Raw genomic sequence first — 18,626 nt, 5'->3', positions numbered from 1 at the left:
GGTCCGCCCGCCGCTGCGCGGCGGGTTCGCAGTCCCGGCAGGAATTTTCGGACAGGGCATCCTGCCCTGGCCGAAAACGGCGCACATCCTTGTGCGCCGCCCTGCGGGTTTTTCCCGCCGGGACTGCCGGACCTCAGGGGCCGAAGAGCTGATTCCGCTGTTGCTCACGCTTTCCGGGTCCCCATGAGGCACGGCGAGTGGGTCGGGTAAAACCCGAAGGGCGCCGTCATGGATGACGGCGTTTCCGTATGGCACACGGATGTGCCTTACGGAAATTCCCGGCCCGCTCGCGGACCCGGAGCGCAGCGCAGGGCGTGCCGCCTGGGGTGTGTTTCTTTGATTCTTTCTTTGCACAAGCAAAGAAAGAAGGCCCCCGCGGCGAGCGGCGCCATGCCTGAGCAAAAGAAGATCCGCCCGCAAGGCCATCGAACCAGAGGCCATCGCGGACGTGGTCCCCACACTGGGAGGCCTGAAGACAGGAACTCCGTTGCCCCTCACCCCAACCCCTCTCCCGGTGGGAGAGGGGCTCGGACGCGGGGAGAGGGCTTTGAGCTGGTGCCTCCCGCTCAAGACCCCTGTCCTATGGCCGATATGCTGGACATGACCCAGGACCTGCTCAACCGCATCGACCAGCGCACCCGCCTGGCCGGTCACAACCGCCTCGCCCTGCTGCTGTTCCGCCTGGGCGGGCGTCAGCTTTTTGGCGTCAACGTCTTCAAGGTGCAGGAAGTGCTGCGCCGGCCGGACCTGTTCCAGCTGCCCGGCCTGCCCAGCGAATTCGTCGGTGTCGCGGACGTGCGCGGGCGGTCCGTGCCCGTGCTCGACCTGGGCCTGAGCATCCGCCACCCCGAGCGCGACCCGAATCCCGAGAACGCCCCCAATTACCTGGTCGTCACCGAGTTCAACCGCTCGGTGCAGGGTTTCCTCGTCAGTGGCGTGGAGCGCATCGTCAACATCGCGGTGGAAGACATCCATCCCCCGCCGGAACTGGGCGCGGAAAACAGCTATCTGACCGCGGTCACGCGGTTCCAGGGCGAACTGATCCAGGTGATCGACGTGGAAAGCGTATTGGCCGACATCTGCCAGTCGCGCATGGATGCCACCCTCGCCCCCGAGATGGCCCTGCCCGCCGATGCCCCGCCGATGCAGGTGCTGGTGGTCGACGACTCCCGTGTCGCCCGCTCGCAGATCCGCAGTGTGCTGGAGCAACTCGGTGTCACCGCCACCCTGCTCTCCGATGGCCGCCAGGCACTGGACCATCTCTTGCAGGTCCACGCCGCCGGCGAGAACCCGGCCGAGCGCTACGCCATGGTCATCTCCGACATCGAGATGCCGGCCATGGACGGCTACACCCTGACGACGGAAATCCGGCGCCACCCGGGCCTGGCCGGCCTGTACGTCCTGCTGCACACGTCCCTGTCGGGCGTGTTCAACAACGCCATGGTCGAACGCGTGGGTGCCAATGCCTTCGTGGCCAAGTACAGCCCGCACGAGCTGGCGGAACACGTGCTGTTCCGGTTGAACCAGGTGGTTTCGGCGCGCATGGCGGCGTAAAAGCGCCCCTCATCCACCCTTCGGGCACCGTCTCCCCGCGCCGCAGGGAGAAGGAAGATCCCGGTTCTGGCACACGCCTTGCAGCTGCCCCGGCAACGGTCTGCCGGAGCGGTGCCATGTCCAATCCCATCTCCAACTATCTCGGTGTCCATGCCGCGGCCCTGCCGTTGCGTGAACAGCGGATGCAGCTGATCGCCAGCAACCTGGCCAACGCGGACACGCCCAACTTCAAGGCCAAGGACCTGGACTTCCAGGCCGCACTGGAGCAGGCCGCCGCCAAGGCCGCGCCACTGCAGGGCACGAACGAGCAGCACCTCACCCTGCTGAATGCCTCGCCGCGCCTCTTCGAACGCGCCGGCATGCAGCCCAGTCTGGACGGCAACACCGTCGATGCCGACACCGAGCGCGCCGCCTACGGCCGCGCGGCGCTGGAGTACCGCGCCTCGCTCAGCTTCATCGAATCCAAGGTGCGCACCATGCTCACCGCGATCACCGGCCAGTAAGAGGCAACGCCATGAGCAACCTCCCGATCTTCGACGTCGCCGGTTCCGCGCTGCAGGCCCAGTCCGTGCGCCTGAACACGATCGCCAGCAACCTCTCCAACGCCGACTCCATCGCCTCCTCGCCGGACACGGTCTACAAACCGATCGAGCCGATCTTCCAGGCGCGCAAGCTCAACGCCGACGGTTCGCTGACCTCGGTGCAGGTGAAGGAGATCACCCAGGGCGACGCGCCGCCGATCAAGCGCTACGAACCCGGCCACCCGATGGCCGATGGCGATGGCTATGTCTACGCACCGGATGTCGATCCGGTTGCGGAAATGGTCAACCTGATCTCCGCCTCGCGCGGCTACCAGGCTGGCGTGGAAATGTTGAACACCGCCAAGGAACTCGCCCTGGCCACCCTGACGATGGGCCGCTGACCCGCCCCCCCTGACCGAGCACGCACATGACCACTGTCAACGGCGATCCGTTTGCCGCCCTCAACACCAGCGGCACCGGTGCAACCCCGAAGAAGAAGGCCGACACGCTGGGCCAGGCCGACTTCATGCGCCTGATGACCGAGCAGCTGAGCAACCAGGATCCGCTGAAGCCGTTGTCCAACAGCGAGTTCGTCGCCCAGCTGGCGCAGTTCTCCACCGTGCAGGGCATCAGCGACCTCAACGGCACCGTCAACGGCTTCACGGCGGCGCTGACCGGCGACCAGGTGCTGAAGGGCGCCGCGCTGGTCGGATATTCGGTGGTGGTGCCGTCCGAATCGATCGCCCTGCCCGCCTCCGGCAATGCCAGCGGCCTGGTGATGTCGCCGGGCGCCGGCAAGGTGACCTTCGAAATCAAGGACGCCGGCGGCATCGTCGTGGATACCGTCGAAGTCGACGCCACGGCCAAGGGTGAAACGGCGTTTTCGTGGGACGGCCTGAAGGCCAATGGCGAACGCGCCGCCTCCGGCACCTATTCGATCAAGGCCACCCACACCGCCACCGACGGCACCAGCAGCGCGCTCAACACTTACGTCGACGCCACCGTGGACAGCGTGACCATCGGCTCGGACGGCCTGTACCTCAACCTGCCCGGCCTGGGCACCGCACCGCTCGACTACGTGCTGCGCGTCGGCAAGTCGACGTCCTGAACCCCGCACGCCCACCGTCTTCCGCAAGGAGTCTTCCATGGCATTCAATAGTTCACTGTCCGGCATGAGGGCGGCCAATGCCGACCTCAACGTCACCTCCAACAACATCGCCAACGTCAACACCACCGGCTTCAAGGAGTCGCGGGCCGAGTTCGCCAACGTGTTCTCGTCCACCGGTTACGGCCTGATGCGCAACGGCATCGGCGCTGGCGTACGGCTGACCAACGTGGCCCAGCAGTTCTCCCAGGGCGACATCAACCAGACCGGCCGCTACCTGGACATGGCCGTCGACAAGGAAGGCTTCTTCACGGTCAACAACAACGGCACCAACGTCTACACGCGCGCCGGCAACTTCCAGCGCGACGCGAGCGGCTACGTGACCACGCCGGAAGGCTACCGCCTGCAGGTGTTCCCGCCGCGCGCCGATGGCGTCGGTTTCGACACCGGCAACATGAGCGACCTGCGCCTGCTGACCACCGACAGTCCGCCGTCGCCGACCACCAACGTCGAACTGGGCGTCACCCTGCCCGGCAATGCCGCGCAGCCGACGATCACGCCGTTCTCGCCGACCGACAGCGCCAGCTACAACGAAACGACCTCGGTCACCGTCTACGACTCGCTGGGCGTGGCCCACCAGCAGACCGTGTACTACGTGAAGACGCCGAACCCGAACGAGTGGCAGATGAACACGTATGTGGACGGCATCTCGACAGGTGCGCCGACGACGGTACAGTTCGACAACAACGGCACGCTGACCGCGCCGGCCAATGGCCAGATCACGCTGGCGCCGTTCACGCCCAGCACCGGTGCCGGCGTGCTGAACATGACGATGAACATCAGCGGCACCACGCAGTACGGCGAGCAGTTCGCCAAGCGCATCCAGAACCAGGACGGCTACGCCACCGGCAAACTCAACGAGTTCAGCGTGTCGGAAACCGGCGTGGTCTACGCGCGCTATTCCAACGGCGAGGATCGTGCGCTGGGCCAGGTCGCGCTGGCGAACTTCAGCAACCCGCAGGGTCTGGTGTCGCAGGGCAACAACACCTGGACGCACAGCTACGCCTCGGGCGAGCCGCGCATCGGCGCACCGGGTACGTCGGACTTCGGCCAGGTGGCCTCCGGCGCACTGGAAGCCTCGACCGTCGACCTGACCGAACAGCTGGTCAACATGATCGTGGCGCAGCGCAACTTCCAGGCCAACTCGCAGGCCCTGTCGACGCAGGACCAGATCACCCAGGCCGTGATCAACATCCGCTGATCCAGCCGACGCCGACGGAGACTGACGCATGGACAAGGCCCTCTACGTTGCGATGACCGGCGCCCGCGCTTCGCTGCAGGCGCAGGGCACCGTGTCGCACAACCTGGCCAACGTGGACACCAAGGGCTTCAAGGCGGTCTTGGCCGGCACCGAGGCGTTCAAGATCCCGGGCCAGGGTTTCCCGTCGCGCATCGACGCGGTGTCGATCGATCCGGGCTTCGACGGCCGCACCGGCTCGCAGGTGGTCACCGGCCGTTCGCTCGACGTCTCGCTGCAGCCGAACCGCTGGATGGCCGTGCAGGCTGCCGACGGTGGCACGGCCTACACGCGCAACGGCGAATTGAGTGTTACCCCGAACGGTCAGCTGGTCACCGCCGGCGGCCGCGCGGTGCTGGACGACAACGGCAATCCGATCGCGGTGCCGCCGGCGCAGTCGATCGACATCGGCGCCGATGGCACGGTCTCGATCATCCCGCAGGGCGAAGGCCCGCAGACGATGGCCGTGATCGGCCGCATGCGCCTCGTGGAAGCCGCACAGTCGCAACTCGCCCGTGGTGGCGATGGGCTGATGCGTCCCTCCGATCCGCAGGCGCCGGCGCTGCCGGTGGCCAACGGCAACAGCCTGACGATGGGCGTGCTGGAGGGCAGCAACGTGGATGCGGCGGGTGCGCTGGTGCAGATGATCCAGTTGCAGCGCCAGTTCGAGATGCAGGTGAAGGTGATCCGCAGCGGCGACGAGATGGCGCAGTCGTCGAATCAGTTGCTGCGGTTGGGCGGCTGACGCTTTTTTGAGCCCCTCTCCCGCCGGGAGAGGGGTTGGGGTGAGAGACAACGGAGTCCGTGTCTTCAGGCCTCCCAGTGTTGTCACCACGTCCGCGAGGACTCTGGGTTTGATGGCCTCGCGGGACGGATTTTCCTTTCTTACGCATGGTGCCGCTCGCCGCGGAGGGCATTCTTTCTTTGCTTGTGCAAAGAAAGAATCAAAGAAACACACCCCAGGCGGCACGCCCTGCGCTGCGCGCAGGGTCCGCGAGCGGTCCGGGAATTTCCGTAAGGCACATCCATGTGCCATACGGAAACGCCGTCATCCATGACGGCGCCCTTCGGGTTGTGCCCGGACCACTCGCCGTGCCTCATGGGGATCCGAAGGCAAGCAAAAGCAAAGCGGCAGCCTCGGATGTCCCAAGTGTGGCTCTTGAGGCCCCCGAGGTCCGGCAGTCGCGGCGGGTAAAACCCCGCAGGGGCGGCGCACAGGGATGTGCGCCGTTTTCGTACAGGGCAGGATGCCCTGCACGAAAATTCCCGCCGGGACTGCGAACCCGCCGCTTGCGGCGGGCGGACCGCCGGGGTGTGTTTCTTTTGCTTACTTTTCTTTGCACAAGCAAAGAAAAGTAAGGCCCCCGCGGCAGGCGGCGCCATCTAAAACGGATAGGAGACGCTTCCCGCAAGGCCATCGAACCAAAGAGCCATCGTGGATGTGGTGACAGCAAGGGAAGCCCGATGACACAGACTCCGTTGCCCCTCACCCCAACCCCTCTCCCGGTGGGAGAGGGGCTGACACCCTGGCCCGCCGGCATTCCGCCGCGACCATGACCCCCGTCCCACTTCGGCATGGATCCCAGCGCCAGAACCACGACACGTGTTTCGGCACAGGACTTGCCTGAGAGGGGGTGAGGAACCGCAGCACGCGATTCCGCCCCTTCCACACGCGAGGAACCACGCCATGACCCAAGCCCTCTGGGTCGCCAAGACCGGACTGGACGCGCAGCAGACGCGCATGTCCGTGGTCTCCAACAACCTGGCGAACACCAACACCACCGGCTTCAAGCGCGACCGTGCCAGCTTCGAAGACCTGCTGTACCAGCAGGTCCGCCAACCCGGTGGCTCCACGTCCTCGCAGACCCAGCTCCCCTCGGGCCTGCAACTCGGTACCGGCGTGCGCGTCGTGTCGACCTCCAAGGACTTCCAGCAGGGCAACCCGCAGCAGACCGGCCGCTCGCTGGACGTCATGGTCAACGGCCGCGGCTTCTTCGAAGTGCTGCTGCCCGACGGCTCGCCCGCCTACACGCGCGACGGCTCGTTCCAGATCAACGCACAGGGCGAGCTGGTCACCAACAGCGGCTACCCCGTGCAGCCCGGCATCCAGATTCCCGAAGGCGCGCAGTCGATGACCATCGGCAGCGACGGCACCGTCAGCGTGACGATGGCGGGCCAGGCGCAGGCGCTGGAAATCGGTTCGCTGACGCTCACCGACTTCGTCAATCCGTCGGGCCTGCAGGCCAAGGGCGGGAACCTCTATGTCGAAACCACCGCCTCCGGTCCCGCGCAGAACGGCACGCCCGGCCTCAACGGCCTGGGCAGCGTCGTGCAGGGCTCGCTGGAAGGTTCCAACGTCAATGTCGTGGAGGAGCTGGTCAGCATGATCGAGACGCAGCGCGCCTACGAAATGAACGCCAAGGCCATCTCCACCACCGATTCGATGCTCGGCTACCTCAACAACAACGTCTGACGTCGCACCCACCCGTCACGCCACGAGACACGCCATGAAGCGCTCCACGTCCGCCACCACCCTCGTCTGCGCCCTGATGCTGCTGCCCGGCTGCGCGCGCTACTACGGCGACGTGCGCCCGTACGCGCCGATGCAGCCGATCCAGCCCGTCGTCGCTGCGCAGGCACCCGCCACCGCGGGATCGATCTACCGCGCCGGCCCCGGCCTGAACCTGTACGCCGACCGCCGCGCGCGCGACGTGGGCGACCTGCTGACGATCAACCTGGTGGAAAACACCAACGCGCAGACGTCGGCCACCACCTCGGTCGACAAGAAGAGCGAGATCGCACTCGCCGCACCGAACATCGCCGGCGCACCGCTCACCCTCAACGGCCGCGACATCCTCAGCGCGTCGGTCAATGGCGAGCGCGGCTTCAACGGCGCAGGCAACAGTGCGCAGAGCAACCGCCTGCAGGGCAGCGTGACCGTCACCGTGATCCAGCGCATGCCGAACGGCAATCTGGTCGTGCAGGGCCAGAAGAACATGCGCCTGAACCAGGGCGACGAACTGGTGCAGATCCAGGGCATCGTGCGGCCTGCCGACATCAGCCCGGACAACAGCATTTCCTCCGCCAAGGTCGCCGACGCACGCATCGCCTATGGCGGCCGCGGCGCGATCGCGCAGTCCAACTCGATGGGCTGGCTGGGTCGTTTCTTCAACTCCCCGATCTTTCCGAACTGAGCACCGCGTGATGGACGCCAACGACACCCGCCGCGCCGCGCCAACGACGACGAAGAAGCCGCGCCGCATCGACGCCTACACCTGGCTGGGCCTGCTGGCCTGGATCGGGCTGGTGCTGCTGTGCCTGGCGCCCGCCGCGCGTGCCGAACGCATCAAGGACCTGGCGCAGGTCGGTGGCGTGCGCAGCAACCCGCTGGTCGGCTACGGCCTGGTCGTCGGCCTGGACGGCAGCGGCGACCGCACCAGCCAGGCGCCTTTCACCGTGCAGAGCCTGAAGAACCTGCTGGGCGAGCTGGGCGTCAACGTTCCGGCCAACGTCAATCCGCAGTTGAAGAACGTCGCCGCCGTGGCGATCCACGCCGACCTGCCCGCCTTCGCCAAGCCCGGCCAGCCGATCGACATCACCGTGTCCTCGATCGGCAACGCCACCTCGCTGCGCGGCGGCAGCCTGCTGATGGCGCCGCTGCGTGGCGCCGACGGCGAGGTCTACGCCATCGCCCAGGGCAACCTGGTGGTCGGCGGTTTCGGCGCGCAGGGCAAGGACGGTTCGCGCGTCTCGGTCAACGTGCCCAGCGTGGGTCGCATTCCGAACGGCGCCACCGTCGAGCGTGCGATCCCGAACGCGCTGGACAGCGGCGAAGGCACCATCACGCTGAACCTGCACCGCGCCGATTTCACCACGGTGTCGCGCATGGTTGCGGCGCTGGAACAGAACTTCGGCGCCGGCAATGCCTATGCGCTGGATGCCGTCACGGTGGCCGTGCGCGCACCGGCCGAGATCTCGCGCCGCATCAACTTCCTCGCCCAGGTCGAGAACCTGGAGCTGACGCCGGGCAGCGCGCCGGCGAAGGTCATCGTCAATGCGCGCACCGGCACGGTCGTGATCGGCGCGCAGGTGCAGGTGATGCCGGCCGCGGTGACGCACGGCTCGCTGACGGTGACCATCACCGAATCGGCCAACGTCAGCCAGCCGAACGCGTTCTCGCGCGGTGGCCAGACGGTGGTGACGCCGCAGTCCAGCGTGTCGATCAGCCAGGAGGGCAACCGCATGTTCAAGTTCGAAGGCGGCACCTCGCTGGATGAAATCGTCCGCGCGGTCAACGAGGTCGGCGCCGCCCCCGGCGACCTGATCGCGATCCTGGAAGCCCTGAAGCAGGCCGGCGCCTTGCGCGCGGAGCTCGAGGTGATCTGACATGGCGAGCATGCCCATCGGAACGCTGAATCCCGCCCTCCCGCTGGCCGACGCCGGCGGCAAGCCGGACAACGCGCGCATCCACGAGGTCGCGAAGAAGCTGGAAGGCCAGTTCGCGCAGATGATGATCAAGTGCATGCGCGAGGCCGGCTTCGGTGACTCGCTGTTCCCCGGTGAAAACCAGATGTTCCGCGACATGTACGACCAGCAGATCGCCAAGACGATGAGCGAAGGCCGCGGCCTGGGCCTGGCGCCGATGATCGCGCGCCAGCTGGGCGCCACCGATACGAATACGCCCGCAGTGCCGGCCAGCACCGCGCTGTCGGCCTACAAGCGCCTGCTGCCGGGCCGCGAATCCGATTCGATGCTCGACGCCATCGCCGGCCGCGGCATCGGCACGAGCGCGCGGGATACCACGTCGTCGCCGGGCACGATCACGCTGGACACCATCACCGTGCGCCCCGACACCGCCTGCGACGACGTGGAACAGGTCGCCTCGGCCGATCCGTCGAAGTACGCGCGCAACACGCCGGAACGCTTCGTCGCCGAGATCTGGGACTACGCCAAGCAGGCGGCGAAGGAGCTCGGCGTGGACCCGCGCGCGCTCGTCGCGCAGGCCGCGCTGGAAACCGGCTGGGGCAAGCGCCAGATCAAGACCGGCGACGGCGGCAGCGCGAACAACCTGTTCGGCATCAAGGCCACGGGCTGGAAGGGCGAGCGCGCCAGCACCGCCACCCACGAATACAGCAACGGCGTGAAGCGCACGGAAACCGCGGACTTCCGCGCCTATGCCTCGCCCGCCGACAGCTTCGCCGACTACGTGCGGCTGCTGAAGAACAACCCGCGCTACCAGCAGGCCCTCGCCGCCGGCAACGACATCACCGGCTTCGCACGCGGCCTGCAACGCGCCGGCTACGCCACCGATCCCACCTACGCCAACAAGATCGCCTCCATCGCCAACGGCCCCACGCTGGGCAAGGTGCTGTCGGCGATCGGCGACACCGTCGGCGGCAAGGTCGGCAATGCCGTGGGCAACGCCATCGGCAACGCGCTGCGGCGCTGACCTGGGGAACACGCATGTCGAACCTACTCGCCACCGGCAGCAGCGCCCTGATCGCTTTCCAGCGCGCCCTGTCCACCGTCGGCCACAATGTCGCCAACATCAACACGCCCGGCTACTCGCGCCAGCGCGTGGAGTTCGAAGCGCGCGACGGCACCAGTTTCGGCAACGGCTACCAGGGCAACGGCGTGCAGATCGTCGACGTGCGCCGGATGGCCGATTCGCTGGCCACCTCGCGCCTGCTCGACAGCAGCGGCGAACTCGCGCGCCTGCAGCAGTTGTCCACGCTGTCCACGCGCATGGACCAGCTGTTCTCCGAGAAGGCCACCGGCATCGCGGCACCGTGGTCGAGCTTCTTCGATTCGGTCAACGCGCTGTCGTCGAACGCCGCCGGATCGGCCGACCGTGGAAGCGTGCTGGCGCAGGCCAATGCGCTGGTCACCCGCTTCCGCCAGATCGACCAGAACCTCGATGGCCTGGGCGCCGAGGTCAACGGGGGACTGACCGCCGCCACCGGTGAAGTGAACCGGCTGGCCAAGGAAATCGCCCAGCTCAACGGCCGCATCGGCGGCAGCACCAGCCCGTCGGGCGACCTGCTGGACCGTCGCGACCAGTTGATCAGCGAACTCGTCGGCTATACCGGCGGCAACGCCGTCGTGCAGGACGGCGGCCTGGTCAACGTCTTCAGTGCCGGCGGCCAGCCGCTGGTGGTGGGCGCCGCGGCCAGCACGCTGGTCACCGTGCCCGACCCGTACCGGCCCGAACGCCTGCAAGTGGCGCTGGAAACCAACGGCCAGCGCACCACGCTCGATGCGCGTGCACTGGGCGGCCAGATCGGCGGCCTGATCGAATTCCGTGCCACCGTCCTGGATCCGGCGTCGGCCGAGCTCGGCCGCGTCGCCACCTCGCTGGCGCAGACGTTCAACGCCGGTCATCGCGCGGGCATGGACCAGTACGGCCAGACGGGCGCGGACTTCTTCAGCCTGCCCGCGCCACGCATCTCGCCCAACGCCGGCAACACCGGCAACGCCGTCCTGCAGACGTCGCTGGGCAGCGTCGGCGCACTGAATTCGCAGAACGTGCTGCTGCGCTTCGACGGCGCCGCCTGGGTGGCGACCAACCCCGATACCGGCGCCAGTATTCCGATGACCGGCACCGGCACGGCGACCGATCCGCTGGTCGTCAACGGCATCGAACTGCGGTTGGCGACCGGCACCACGCCGGGCACCAACGACCGCTTCCTGCTGCAACCCACCGCCGGCGCGGCCGGCAATCTCGGCGTGGCGATCAGCGACCCCGGCCGCATCGCCGCGGCCACGCCGGTCAAGGCCACCACCGACCTGACCAACACCGGCAGCGGCAAGGCCAGTGGCCTGAAAGTCACTGACGCGGCGAACGCCAACCTGCTGTCGCCGGTCGACATCAACTTCCTCGACGCCACCCAGTACACGATCAACGGCACCGGCCCGTTCCCCTACACGCCTGGCCAGACCGTCGCCTACAACGGCTGGAGCGTGGTGCTGGACGGCGCACCGGCGGCCGGCGACAGCTTCCGCGTGGGGCCGACCGGCGCCAATTCCAGCGACAACGGCAATGCCAAGCTGCTGTCGAACCTGGACGACGCGCGTGTGCTCAATGGCGGCACGCTGACCCTCAACGGCGCCATCGGCGGCCTGACCACGCAGGTCGGTTCGGCCGCGCGCCAGGCCGACTATTCCGCGCAGGCGCAGCAGGTCATCAACGACCAGGCGCAGGCCTCGCGCGATGCGATCTCGGGCGTGAACCTGGACGAGGAAGCCGCCGACCTGATGCGCCTGCAGCAGGCCTACCAGGCCGCGTCGCAGATCATCGCCACCGCCGACACCCTGTTCCAGTCACTCCTGGCCGCGACCCGCCGATGAACAACCGCATCTCGACCAACATGATGTACCAGCAGTCGATCTCGACGATGCTGGCCAAGCAGGCGAAGCTGGCGCACACCCAGCAGCAGCTCGCCAGCGGCCAGCGACTGGTGACCGCGAAGGACGATCCCGTCGCCGCCGGCACCGCCGTCGGCCTGGACCGCGCGGTCGCCGAACTGGAACGCTTCGGACTGAACGCCAACGCGGTGCAGAACCGCCTGGGCCTGCAGGAAAACGCGCTGACCCGCGTCGGCGAGTCAATGGCGCGCGTCAACGAACTCGTCATCCAGGCCAACAACGCCGCCATGGGCGACGACAGCCGCCAGGCGATCGGCACCGAGCTGAAGGCGATCTACGCGGGCCTGCTGGACCTGGCCAACAGCACCGACGGCGCCGGCCGCTACCTGTTCGGCGGTACCAGCGACGGCAGCGCGCCGTTCGCCATCGCCGGCGGCAACGTGCTCTACAGCGGCGACCAGACGCAGCGGCAAGTGGAGGTGGCGCCGGACATGTTCGTCGCCGACACCCTGCCCGGCAGCGATGTCTTCCTGCGCCTGCGGACCGGCGACGGCCGCATCGATGGCGCGGCCGCCAGCGGCAACACCGGCACCGGCCTGCTGATGGGCTTCAGCGTTACCGATTCCACGGCGTGGAACGGCGGCACCTATACGCTGTCGTTCGGCGCCGGCAACACCTACCAGGTGGTGGACGCGGGCGGCAATCCGGTGACGTCGGGCACCTACGCCAAGGGCGAGAGCATCGCCTTCGCCGGCGTGCAGATGAAGATCGATGGCCAGCCCGCCAACGGCGACAGCTTCACGCTGGGACCGTCCGGCAGCCGCGACATCTTCGCCACCGTGCAGGGGCTGATCGATACGCTCGATACCAGCCCGACGACGGACGCGCAGCGCGCCGCCATGCAGAACAGCCTGCAGGCCGCGATGCGCGACGTCGGTACCGCGCAGGGCAGGATGATCGACGCCCGCGCCAGCGGTGGCGCGCAGCTGTCAGCCATCGAGACCGCCGCGTCGCTGCGCGAAGCCAACAACATCACCCTGAAGGACACCCTGTCCGGATTGCGCGACCTGGACTGGGCCGAGGCCATCGGCCGCTACCAGATGGAAAACACCGCCTTGCAGGCCGCGCAGACGGTCTTCATGCAGATGCAGCAGCTGTCGCTGTTCAAGCTGATGGGCTGACGACGGCCCTAGCCCTTTCAAGCAGTCCTTGCCCTCCCGCCGCGATGCCCTCGCGGCGCTTTTTTTTGCTCTTTCCCTTCTCCCCGCTTGCGGGGAGAAGGTGCCCGGAGGGCGGATGAGGGGCGCTCTTCGCGCAGAAAATCCACACGCTGATGACAGACGAATGCTGGCCGTCGATGTCGGTGGAAGCGTCTCCTCTCCGCTCGCCCCTCACCCGCCTTCGGCACCCTCTCCCCGCACGCGGGGCGAGGGAGAAACAGGCCTCACCCGGAACACCACGCTGATCCGCGCGCCCTGCGCACGCCGCGTCTTCGGGATGCCGTGCTCGTGGGTGCTCTGCGAGGCGTGGCTCATCGACAGGATGCTGCCGGGCGCGAGGTCGATGGCGACGGTATCGCGCGTTCCCGCACAGGCACGGATCAGCATGCGCCGTGGGGCGCCGAGCGAGACCAGCGTGATCGGATGGCCGGTCGCCACGGTATGCAGTTTGTCCCCGTGCATGGCGACGCTGTCGCTGCCATCGCGGTACAGGTTCATGCCGATGCGCGAGTACGGTGCCGGCGCTTTCCTCTGTACGCAGGCCAGCAGGCGCGCCAGCGGCAGGTCGTCCGGCAGCGCGTCGACGGCGTAGTTCGCCAGCAGCCGCGGCACGTCGACGATGCGGTCGTACATCGGTCGCTGCAGCTGCGTCCACGCCGCGCTTGCCTGCAGCCGGTCGAACCATGCACGCGCCGTCACGGGATCGATCACGTCGGGCCAGTAGCAGATGCCGCCTTCGGCATCGTCCACCAGTTGCACCATGGCAGGCGCGAACAGGTCGTCGGTCAGGGTGGAGAGCGCGTGCATCATGATCGTCAGTGGAAGTCGCGGGAACTGGTCTGCAGCTCGCCCAGCAGGTGGCTGAAGTCATGCAGGTCCTGCGCGATCAGATGGCGCACGCCATCGACGTGTTCCCAGCGGCCGCGCACGCCCAGCAGCCGCGCGCCGAGCAGGGCCTTGCGCCGACGCTCGGCGATGCGCGCCCAGACCACCACGTTGATCACGCCGTGCTCGTCTTCCAGCGTGACGAAGATGACGCCGCTGGCGGTGCCCGGCCGCTGGCGCTGGGTGACGATGCCAGCCACGTGCACGCCGCGCCCGTGCGGCAGGTGCTGCAACTGCCGCGAATCGACCACGCGCTCACGGCGCAGGCGGTCGCGCAGCAGCGCCAGCGGATGCGTGCCCAGTGTCAGCCCGGTGACGCGATAGTCCGACAGCACATCTTCGACCGGACCAGGCGCAGGCAGCACGATCTCGTCCTCATCGGGACTTCCCGGCAGCAGCGGTCGCTGGCGTTCGACGCCGGCCACCGCCCATCGCGCCGCATGACGATGGCCGGCAAGCGACTGCAAGGCGCCCGCCTCGGCCAGCGCATTGCGTGCCTTCTCGTCCAGGCTGGCGCGCAGGCACAGGTCGCGCACGTCGGCAAACGGCCGCTGTGCGCGGGCGACCGTGATCGCCTTGCCCACCGTCTCCGACAGCCCGCTGATCTGGCGGAAGCCGAGCCGCACGGCGGCCTGCCCTCCGCGGACCGCCTCGCTCCGCATCCTCCCTCCCTCCAACGTGTTGTCCCAGTCGCTGCTGGCCACATCCACGGGACGGACCTCGACACGCGGTCGCCCCGCCCAATGGCCCCGCCGCGCGTCCTGCACGATCTGGCTGGCCGAATAGAACCCCATCGGCTGCGCGTTGAGCAGTGCGCAGACGAACGCCGCCGGCTCGTGCCGCTTCAGCCAGCAGCTGATGTAGACCAGCTTGGCGAAGGAGGCGGCGTGGCTCTGCGGGAATCCATAGGAACCGAAGCCCTTGATCTGCTCGAAGATCTGGTCGATGAACTCGGATGAATAATCCTTTTCCTCCATCAGCCGACGGATCTTGTCGCGATGCGGTGTCATGTCGCCGCCCCTGCCCCACGCGGCCATCGAGCGCCGCAGGCCATCGGCTTCCGACGGCGTATAGCCGGCATGGATCACCAGTTCCATCACCTGCTCCTGGAACAGCGGAATGCCCAGCGTGTTGCCGAGGATGGCCTCGATCCCCTCGGACGGATAAGTCACCGACTCCTGTTTCTGCCTCCGCCGCAGATACGGATGCACCATGCCGCCCTGGATGGGGCCGGGGCGCACGATCGCCACTTCGATCACCAGGTCGTAGAAATTCTTCGGCTTCAGCCGCGGCAGCATGCTCATCTGCGCGCGCGATTCGATCTGGAACACGCCGACGGTATCGGCGGCCTGGATCATCGCGTAGGTCCGCTTGTCTCCCGGCGGCAGCCGGGCCAGGTCGATCGTGTAGCCGCGATGCTGCGTGACCAGGTCCACGGCCTTCTTGATGCAGGTCAGCATGCCCAGCGCCAGGCAGTCGACCTTCAGCAGCTTCATCGTCTCCAGGTCGTCCTTGTCCCACTGGATGATGGTGCGGCCGTCCATCGCCGCGTTCTCCACCGGCACGACCTCGGACAGCGGTCCGTCGTTGATGACGAAGCCGCCGACATGCTGCGAGAGATGGCGCGGATGGCCGCGCAACTGGCCGGTCACCGCCAGCACGCGGTGGATCAGCGGATTCTCCGGATCGAAGCCCGCTTCGTGCAGCCGCTGCTCCATCGGCGTCTCGCCATTGCCCCAGCCATGGCACTCGGCCAGCAAGCCGATCTGATCCGGCGGAAGCCCGAAGGCCTTGGCCACGTCGCGTACCGCGCTCTTGCCGCGGTAGCGGATGACGGTGGCGGCCAGTGCGGCGCGTCGACGGCCATATTTGTTGTAGACGTACTGCAGCACTTCCTCGCGGCGGGCGTGCTCGAAGTCCACGTCGATGTCCGGTGGTTCGCCGCGGTCCCTGGACAGGAAGCGCGCCATCAGCAGCCGGCTCTCCGCCGGATCCACCACGGTGATGCCCAGCGCGAAGCAGACTGCGGAATTGGCGGAAGAACCGCGCCCCTGGCACAGGATGTCCTGCGATCTGGCGAAGCGGACGATGTCTTCGACCGTCAGGAAGAAAGCTTCGTACTTCAGTTCTTCGATCAGCGCCAGTTCGCCATTGATCCGCTCGACCACCGAGGACGGCGTGCCCTCGGGCCAACGCTCGCGCATCCCCTGCTCGGTCAGCTCGCGCAGCCAGCTGGTCGGCGTATGACCATCCGGCACCAGTTCGGCCGGATAGCGGTATTCCACTTCCCCCATCGAGAAGGTGCAGCGCCGTGCCAACGCGACGGCGTTCTGCAGCAATGCGGCGGGATAGATATTGCCCAACGCCCGCCGCGTGCGCAGGTGGCGCTCGCCGTTGCGGAACAGGTACCCACCGCACTCCGACAGGGGCAGGCCGTGGCGAATCGCCATCATCGTGTCCTGCAATGCCCGCTGCCGGCGCACATCCATGTGCACGTCGCCGCTGGCGACGGCCGTCATCGACAGCTGCGTTGCGAGATCGAGCAATCGCTGAAGACGCGCAGTGTCGTCCTGCTCGCGATGCAGTTCCACCGCCAGGTGCGCGCGCGCGCCGAACACCTGCTGCAGCCAGCGCCCCTGCATGTCGTCCGGCGCATGGCCAGGCAGCCACAGCACAAACAGGCCGCCCACATCGGGATCATCCGACCCAAGCGACTGTTCCACGTCCTGACGCGTAAGCCGGTACCTGCCCTTGGTCGCGGCACGGCGCGCGACGGTGATCAGTTCGCACAGGCGGCTGTATCCGTGCAGGGTCTCCACCAGCAGCACGCACTTCAGTCCGCATACCAGGGTGAACTCGCTGCCGACGATCAGCTTCAGCTTCGTCGCGCGCGAGGCTTCCAGTCCGCGCACGATGCCGGCCAGCGAGCATTCGTCGGTGATCGCCAGCGCCTGGTAACCGCATTGCGTGGCGCGAACGAACAGGTCTTCCGCGCTGGACGCACCGCGCAGGAACGAGAAATCCGACAGGCAGTGCAGTTCGGCATAGGCCGGCAATCCATCCCCGGGCGACGCATCGTCGTTGGCCGCGACATGCAGACGCAGCCGCTGCGCGGTCTCCCACGCGCGCGGCACGTGCGCACCGGGATGATCGCCGCGTTCCTCCTCGCGACTCACGCGAACCACCCGTGCAGCATCCAGCCGCCCTGCTCGCCCGGCGGCGCGAATACCCAGGCACGCTGGCCCTGCGAGGTTTCCAGCACGTAGTAATCGCGGCGCGCATCCTCGCCATCCCACCAGCCGCTTTCCAGCCGTTCCGGGCCGGACACGATGCGCGGATGCGGATCGCGCAGCGGGATCGGCTGCGGCAACAGCCAGGCGGGCCGTGGTGGTCGTACCGGTGCCGGCGTGATGTGCGCACCGTCGCCCTGCACACGCCGCCAGGCGCGTTCGGGACGCGGATCACCCGCCGGCGCCACGCGATGCACGGCATCGTCGCCCAGACGCGCACGCAGGCGTTCGCGCAGTTGCGGCCATGGCAGCTGCTGCTGCGGACGCGTATCGAACAGGTCGCGCGCCGCCGGCACGAACGGCGGCAGCTCGCGCGCCAGCAGCCGCACGCCGACCACCGGATGCTCGATCTGCACGCGCTCCAGCCGGTTGCGGGTGAGCTCGAACAGCATCGCCGGTTCGCGCTCGGCCGCGAGCAGGCCGACCTCCACGTCCGTGTGCCCTTCCTCATGTTCCAGCCGCAGCACGAAGCGCTGCACGCCGCCGTCGCGGATGGACAGATAGGTGCACAGGTCACCGATCAACCGGCGCAGCGGGAACAGCAGCGCCATGTGGCTTTCGACCTCGTAGCCGAGTTCGATGCGTGCGTCGAAATGGTCCGGCGGCGCGTAGTACGCCAGCGGATCGTCGGCCGGCCCGTACAGCCGGTCCAGGTGTTCCAGCACCGGCAGGCCGAAACGGCGGCGCAGGCTGTCGCGCGGCAATGCGCGCAGCGTGCGCAGGTCGCGGATGCCCATGCGATGCAGGCGCTCGCCGTTGTCGTCCGGCAATCGCGCACGCCGCACCGGCACGCGATCCAGCAGTTCCGCCATCGCCGCCGGCTGCATCACCGCCAGCCCATCGCGCAGGCCGGCGAACACGTGCGCCGCGCGCGGCGTCGGCGCCAAGGCGATGCGGTGCTGGAAACCGAGTGCGCCGAGCTCCTCGCGCAAGCGCGCCTCGATGCGCGGCCACGGCCCCAGCAGGCGGAAGCTGGCGCGCACTTCCAGCACCAGGCAACCCGGCCACTGCGCACTGACCAATGAGCTGTGCCGGTACGCCCATGACGCAAGGAATCGGTGCGATCGCGCTTCGGCCTGCGGGTCGTAGTCGACCATCGCGAACTCCGGCAGCAACGCATGCGCGGCGGTCAGCCGCATGCCGCCGCGCAAGCCCGACTGTGCAGCGGCTGCATTCACCGCATGCAGCGTACGCAGTTGTGCAGAGCCACCGACCAGCGCCAGCGGCGCGTCGGGATCAGGCAAACGCCGGAGGACGGCGTCCAGCGCCAGCTGCGGCAGCAGTACACAGGCCCAGAGCATCGGCGGGCCTCAATGCGCCGAGGGTCTGTTGACGCGATTGGGACAAGTCACGTTGCCGTTTCCAATCGCGTCAACAGACCCTGGCGCG

At 67.7% G+C, this 18,626-nt stretch carries 15 protein-coding genes; 12 read left to right on the top strand and 3 right to left on the bottom strand.

Annotation, left to right across the window (positions count from 1 at the left end):
- Positions 1-600 precede the first annotated feature (600 nt).
- The 12 genes from AX730_RS05445 (at position 601) to flgL (ending at position 13,023) form a co-directional block, all read left to right on the top strand.
- Positions 601-1,554 carry a chemotaxis protein gene (locus AX730_RS05445; RefSeq protein WP_062353171.1) on the top strand — a complete coding sequence of 318 codons (954 nt, stop codon included), beginning with the start codon at positions 601-603 and terminating at the stop codon, positions 1,552-1,554.
- Between the two features lie 116 nt (positions 1,555-1,670).
- The gene (gene flgB / locus AX730_RS05440) at positions 1,671-2,057 is read left to right on the top strand and encodes a flagellar basal body rod protein FlgB (protein WP_062353133.1); all 387 of its coding nucleotides are present in this window, start codon (positions 1,671-1,673) and stop codon (positions 2,055-2,057) included.
- A gap of 11 nt (positions 2,058-2,068) precedes the next feature.
- Positions 2,069-2,476: a flagellar basal body rod protein FlgC gene (gene flgC, locus AX730_RS05435; RefSeq protein WP_062353129.1), complete on the top strand. Its 408-nt coding sequence runs from the start codon at positions 2,069-2,071 to the stop codon at positions 2,474-2,476.
- A 26-nt stretch (positions 2,477-2,502) separates the two neighbouring features.
- Entirely contained in the window at positions 2,503-3,183 is a 681-nt protein-coding gene (locus AX730_RS05430; RefSeq protein WP_062353126.1) for a flagellar hook capping FlgD N-terminal domain-containing protein, read from the top strand.
- Positions 3,184-3,220: 37 nt separating this feature from the next.
- Positions 3,221-4,441: a flagellar hook protein FlgE gene (gene flgE, locus AX730_RS05425; protein ID WP_062353122.1), complete on the top strand. Its 1,221-nt coding sequence runs from the start codon at positions 3,221-3,223 to the stop codon at positions 4,439-4,441.
- 28 nt (positions 4,442-4,469) lie between these two features.
- Complete coding sequence (locus AX730_RS05420; RefSeq protein ID WP_062353120.1) at positions 4,470-5,222, top strand: flagellar basal body rod protein FlgF; 753 nt, start codon at positions 4,470-4,472, stop codon at positions 5,220-5,222.
- Between the two features lie 942 nt (positions 5,223-6,164).
- Positions 6,165-6,950 carry a flagellar basal-body rod protein FlgG gene (gene flgG / locus AX730_RS05415; RefSeq protein ID WP_062353117.1) on the top strand — a complete coding sequence of 262 codons (786 nt, stop codon included), beginning with the start codon at positions 6,165-6,167 and terminating at the stop codon, positions 6,948-6,950.
- A gap of 34 nt (positions 6,951-6,984) precedes the next feature.
- Positions 6,985-7,671, top strand: a complete 687-nt coding sequence (flgH, locus tag AX730_RS05410) for a flagellar basal body L-ring protein FlgH (RefSeq protein WP_062353114.1) — start codon at positions 6,985-6,987, stop codon at positions 7,669-7,671.
- A gap of 10 nt (positions 7,672-7,681) precedes the next feature.
- Positions 7,682-8,863, top strand: coding sequence for a flagellar basal body P-ring protein FlgI (locus tag AX730_RS05405; protein ID WP_083537737.1), 1,182 nt, complete (start codon positions 7,682-7,684; stop codon positions 8,861-8,863).
- A 10-nt stretch (positions 8,864-8,873) separates the two neighbouring features.
- On the top strand, positions 8,874-9,926 hold the full coding sequence (gene flgJ, locus AX730_RS05400; protein ID WP_062353165.1) for a flagellar assembly peptidoglycan hydrolase FlgJ: 1,053 nt from the start codon (positions 8,874-8,876) through the stop codon (positions 9,924-9,926).
- A gap of 14 nt (positions 9,927-9,940) precedes the next feature.
- Positions 9,941-11,824, top strand: coding sequence for a flagellar hook-associated protein FlgK (gene flgK, locus AX730_RS05395; protein WP_062353112.1), 1,884 nt, complete (start codon positions 9,941-9,943; stop codon positions 11,822-11,824).
- Positions 11,821-13,023 carry a flagellar hook-associated protein FlgL gene (gene flgL, locus AX730_RS05390; protein WP_062353109.1) on the top strand — a complete coding sequence of 401 codons (1,203 nt, stop codon included), beginning with the start codon at positions 11,821-11,823 and terminating at the stop codon, positions 13,021-13,023. The genes flgK and flgL overlap by 4 nt, the downstream gene beginning before the upstream one ends.
- Positions 13,024-13,233: 210 nt before the next feature.
- Here flgL and AX730_RS05385 read toward each other — a convergent pair whose 3' ends face one another.
- From AX730_RS05385 to AX730_RS05375, 3 genes are read right to left on the bottom strand one after another with little or no spacing between them, the layout of a single operon-like run.
- On the bottom strand, positions 13,234-13,869 hold the full coding sequence (locus AX730_RS05385; RefSeq protein ID WP_062353162.1) for an alpha-ketoglutarate-dependent dioxygenase AlkB: 636 nt from the start codon (positions 13,867-13,869) through the stop codon (positions 13,234-13,236).
- An 8-nt stretch (positions 13,870-13,877) separates the two neighbouring features.
- Positions 13,878-17,123, bottom strand: a complete 3,246-nt coding sequence (locus AX730_RS05380; RefSeq protein WP_269746985.1) for an error-prone DNA polymerase — start codon at positions 17,121-17,123, stop codon at positions 13,878-13,880.
- Entirely contained in the window at positions 17,120-18,538 is a 1,419-nt protein-coding gene (locus AX730_RS05375) for a Y-family DNA polymerase (protein ID WP_062353103.1), read from the bottom strand. Before AX730_RS05375 ends, AX730_RS05380 begins: the two co-directional genes overlap by 4 nt.
- Between the last annotated feature and the right edge of the window lie 88 nt (positions 18,539-18,626).

This window comes from Pseudoxanthomonas mexicana, assembly GCF_001556105.1.
Classification (GTDB): domain Bacteria; phylum Pseudomonadota; class Gammaproteobacteria; order Xanthomonadales; family Xanthomonadaceae; genus Pseudoxanthomonas_A; species Pseudoxanthomonas_A mexicana_A.
Note: the sequence above shows the minus strand (reverse complement) of the source record. Positions and strands in the feature narration are given on the sequence as shown.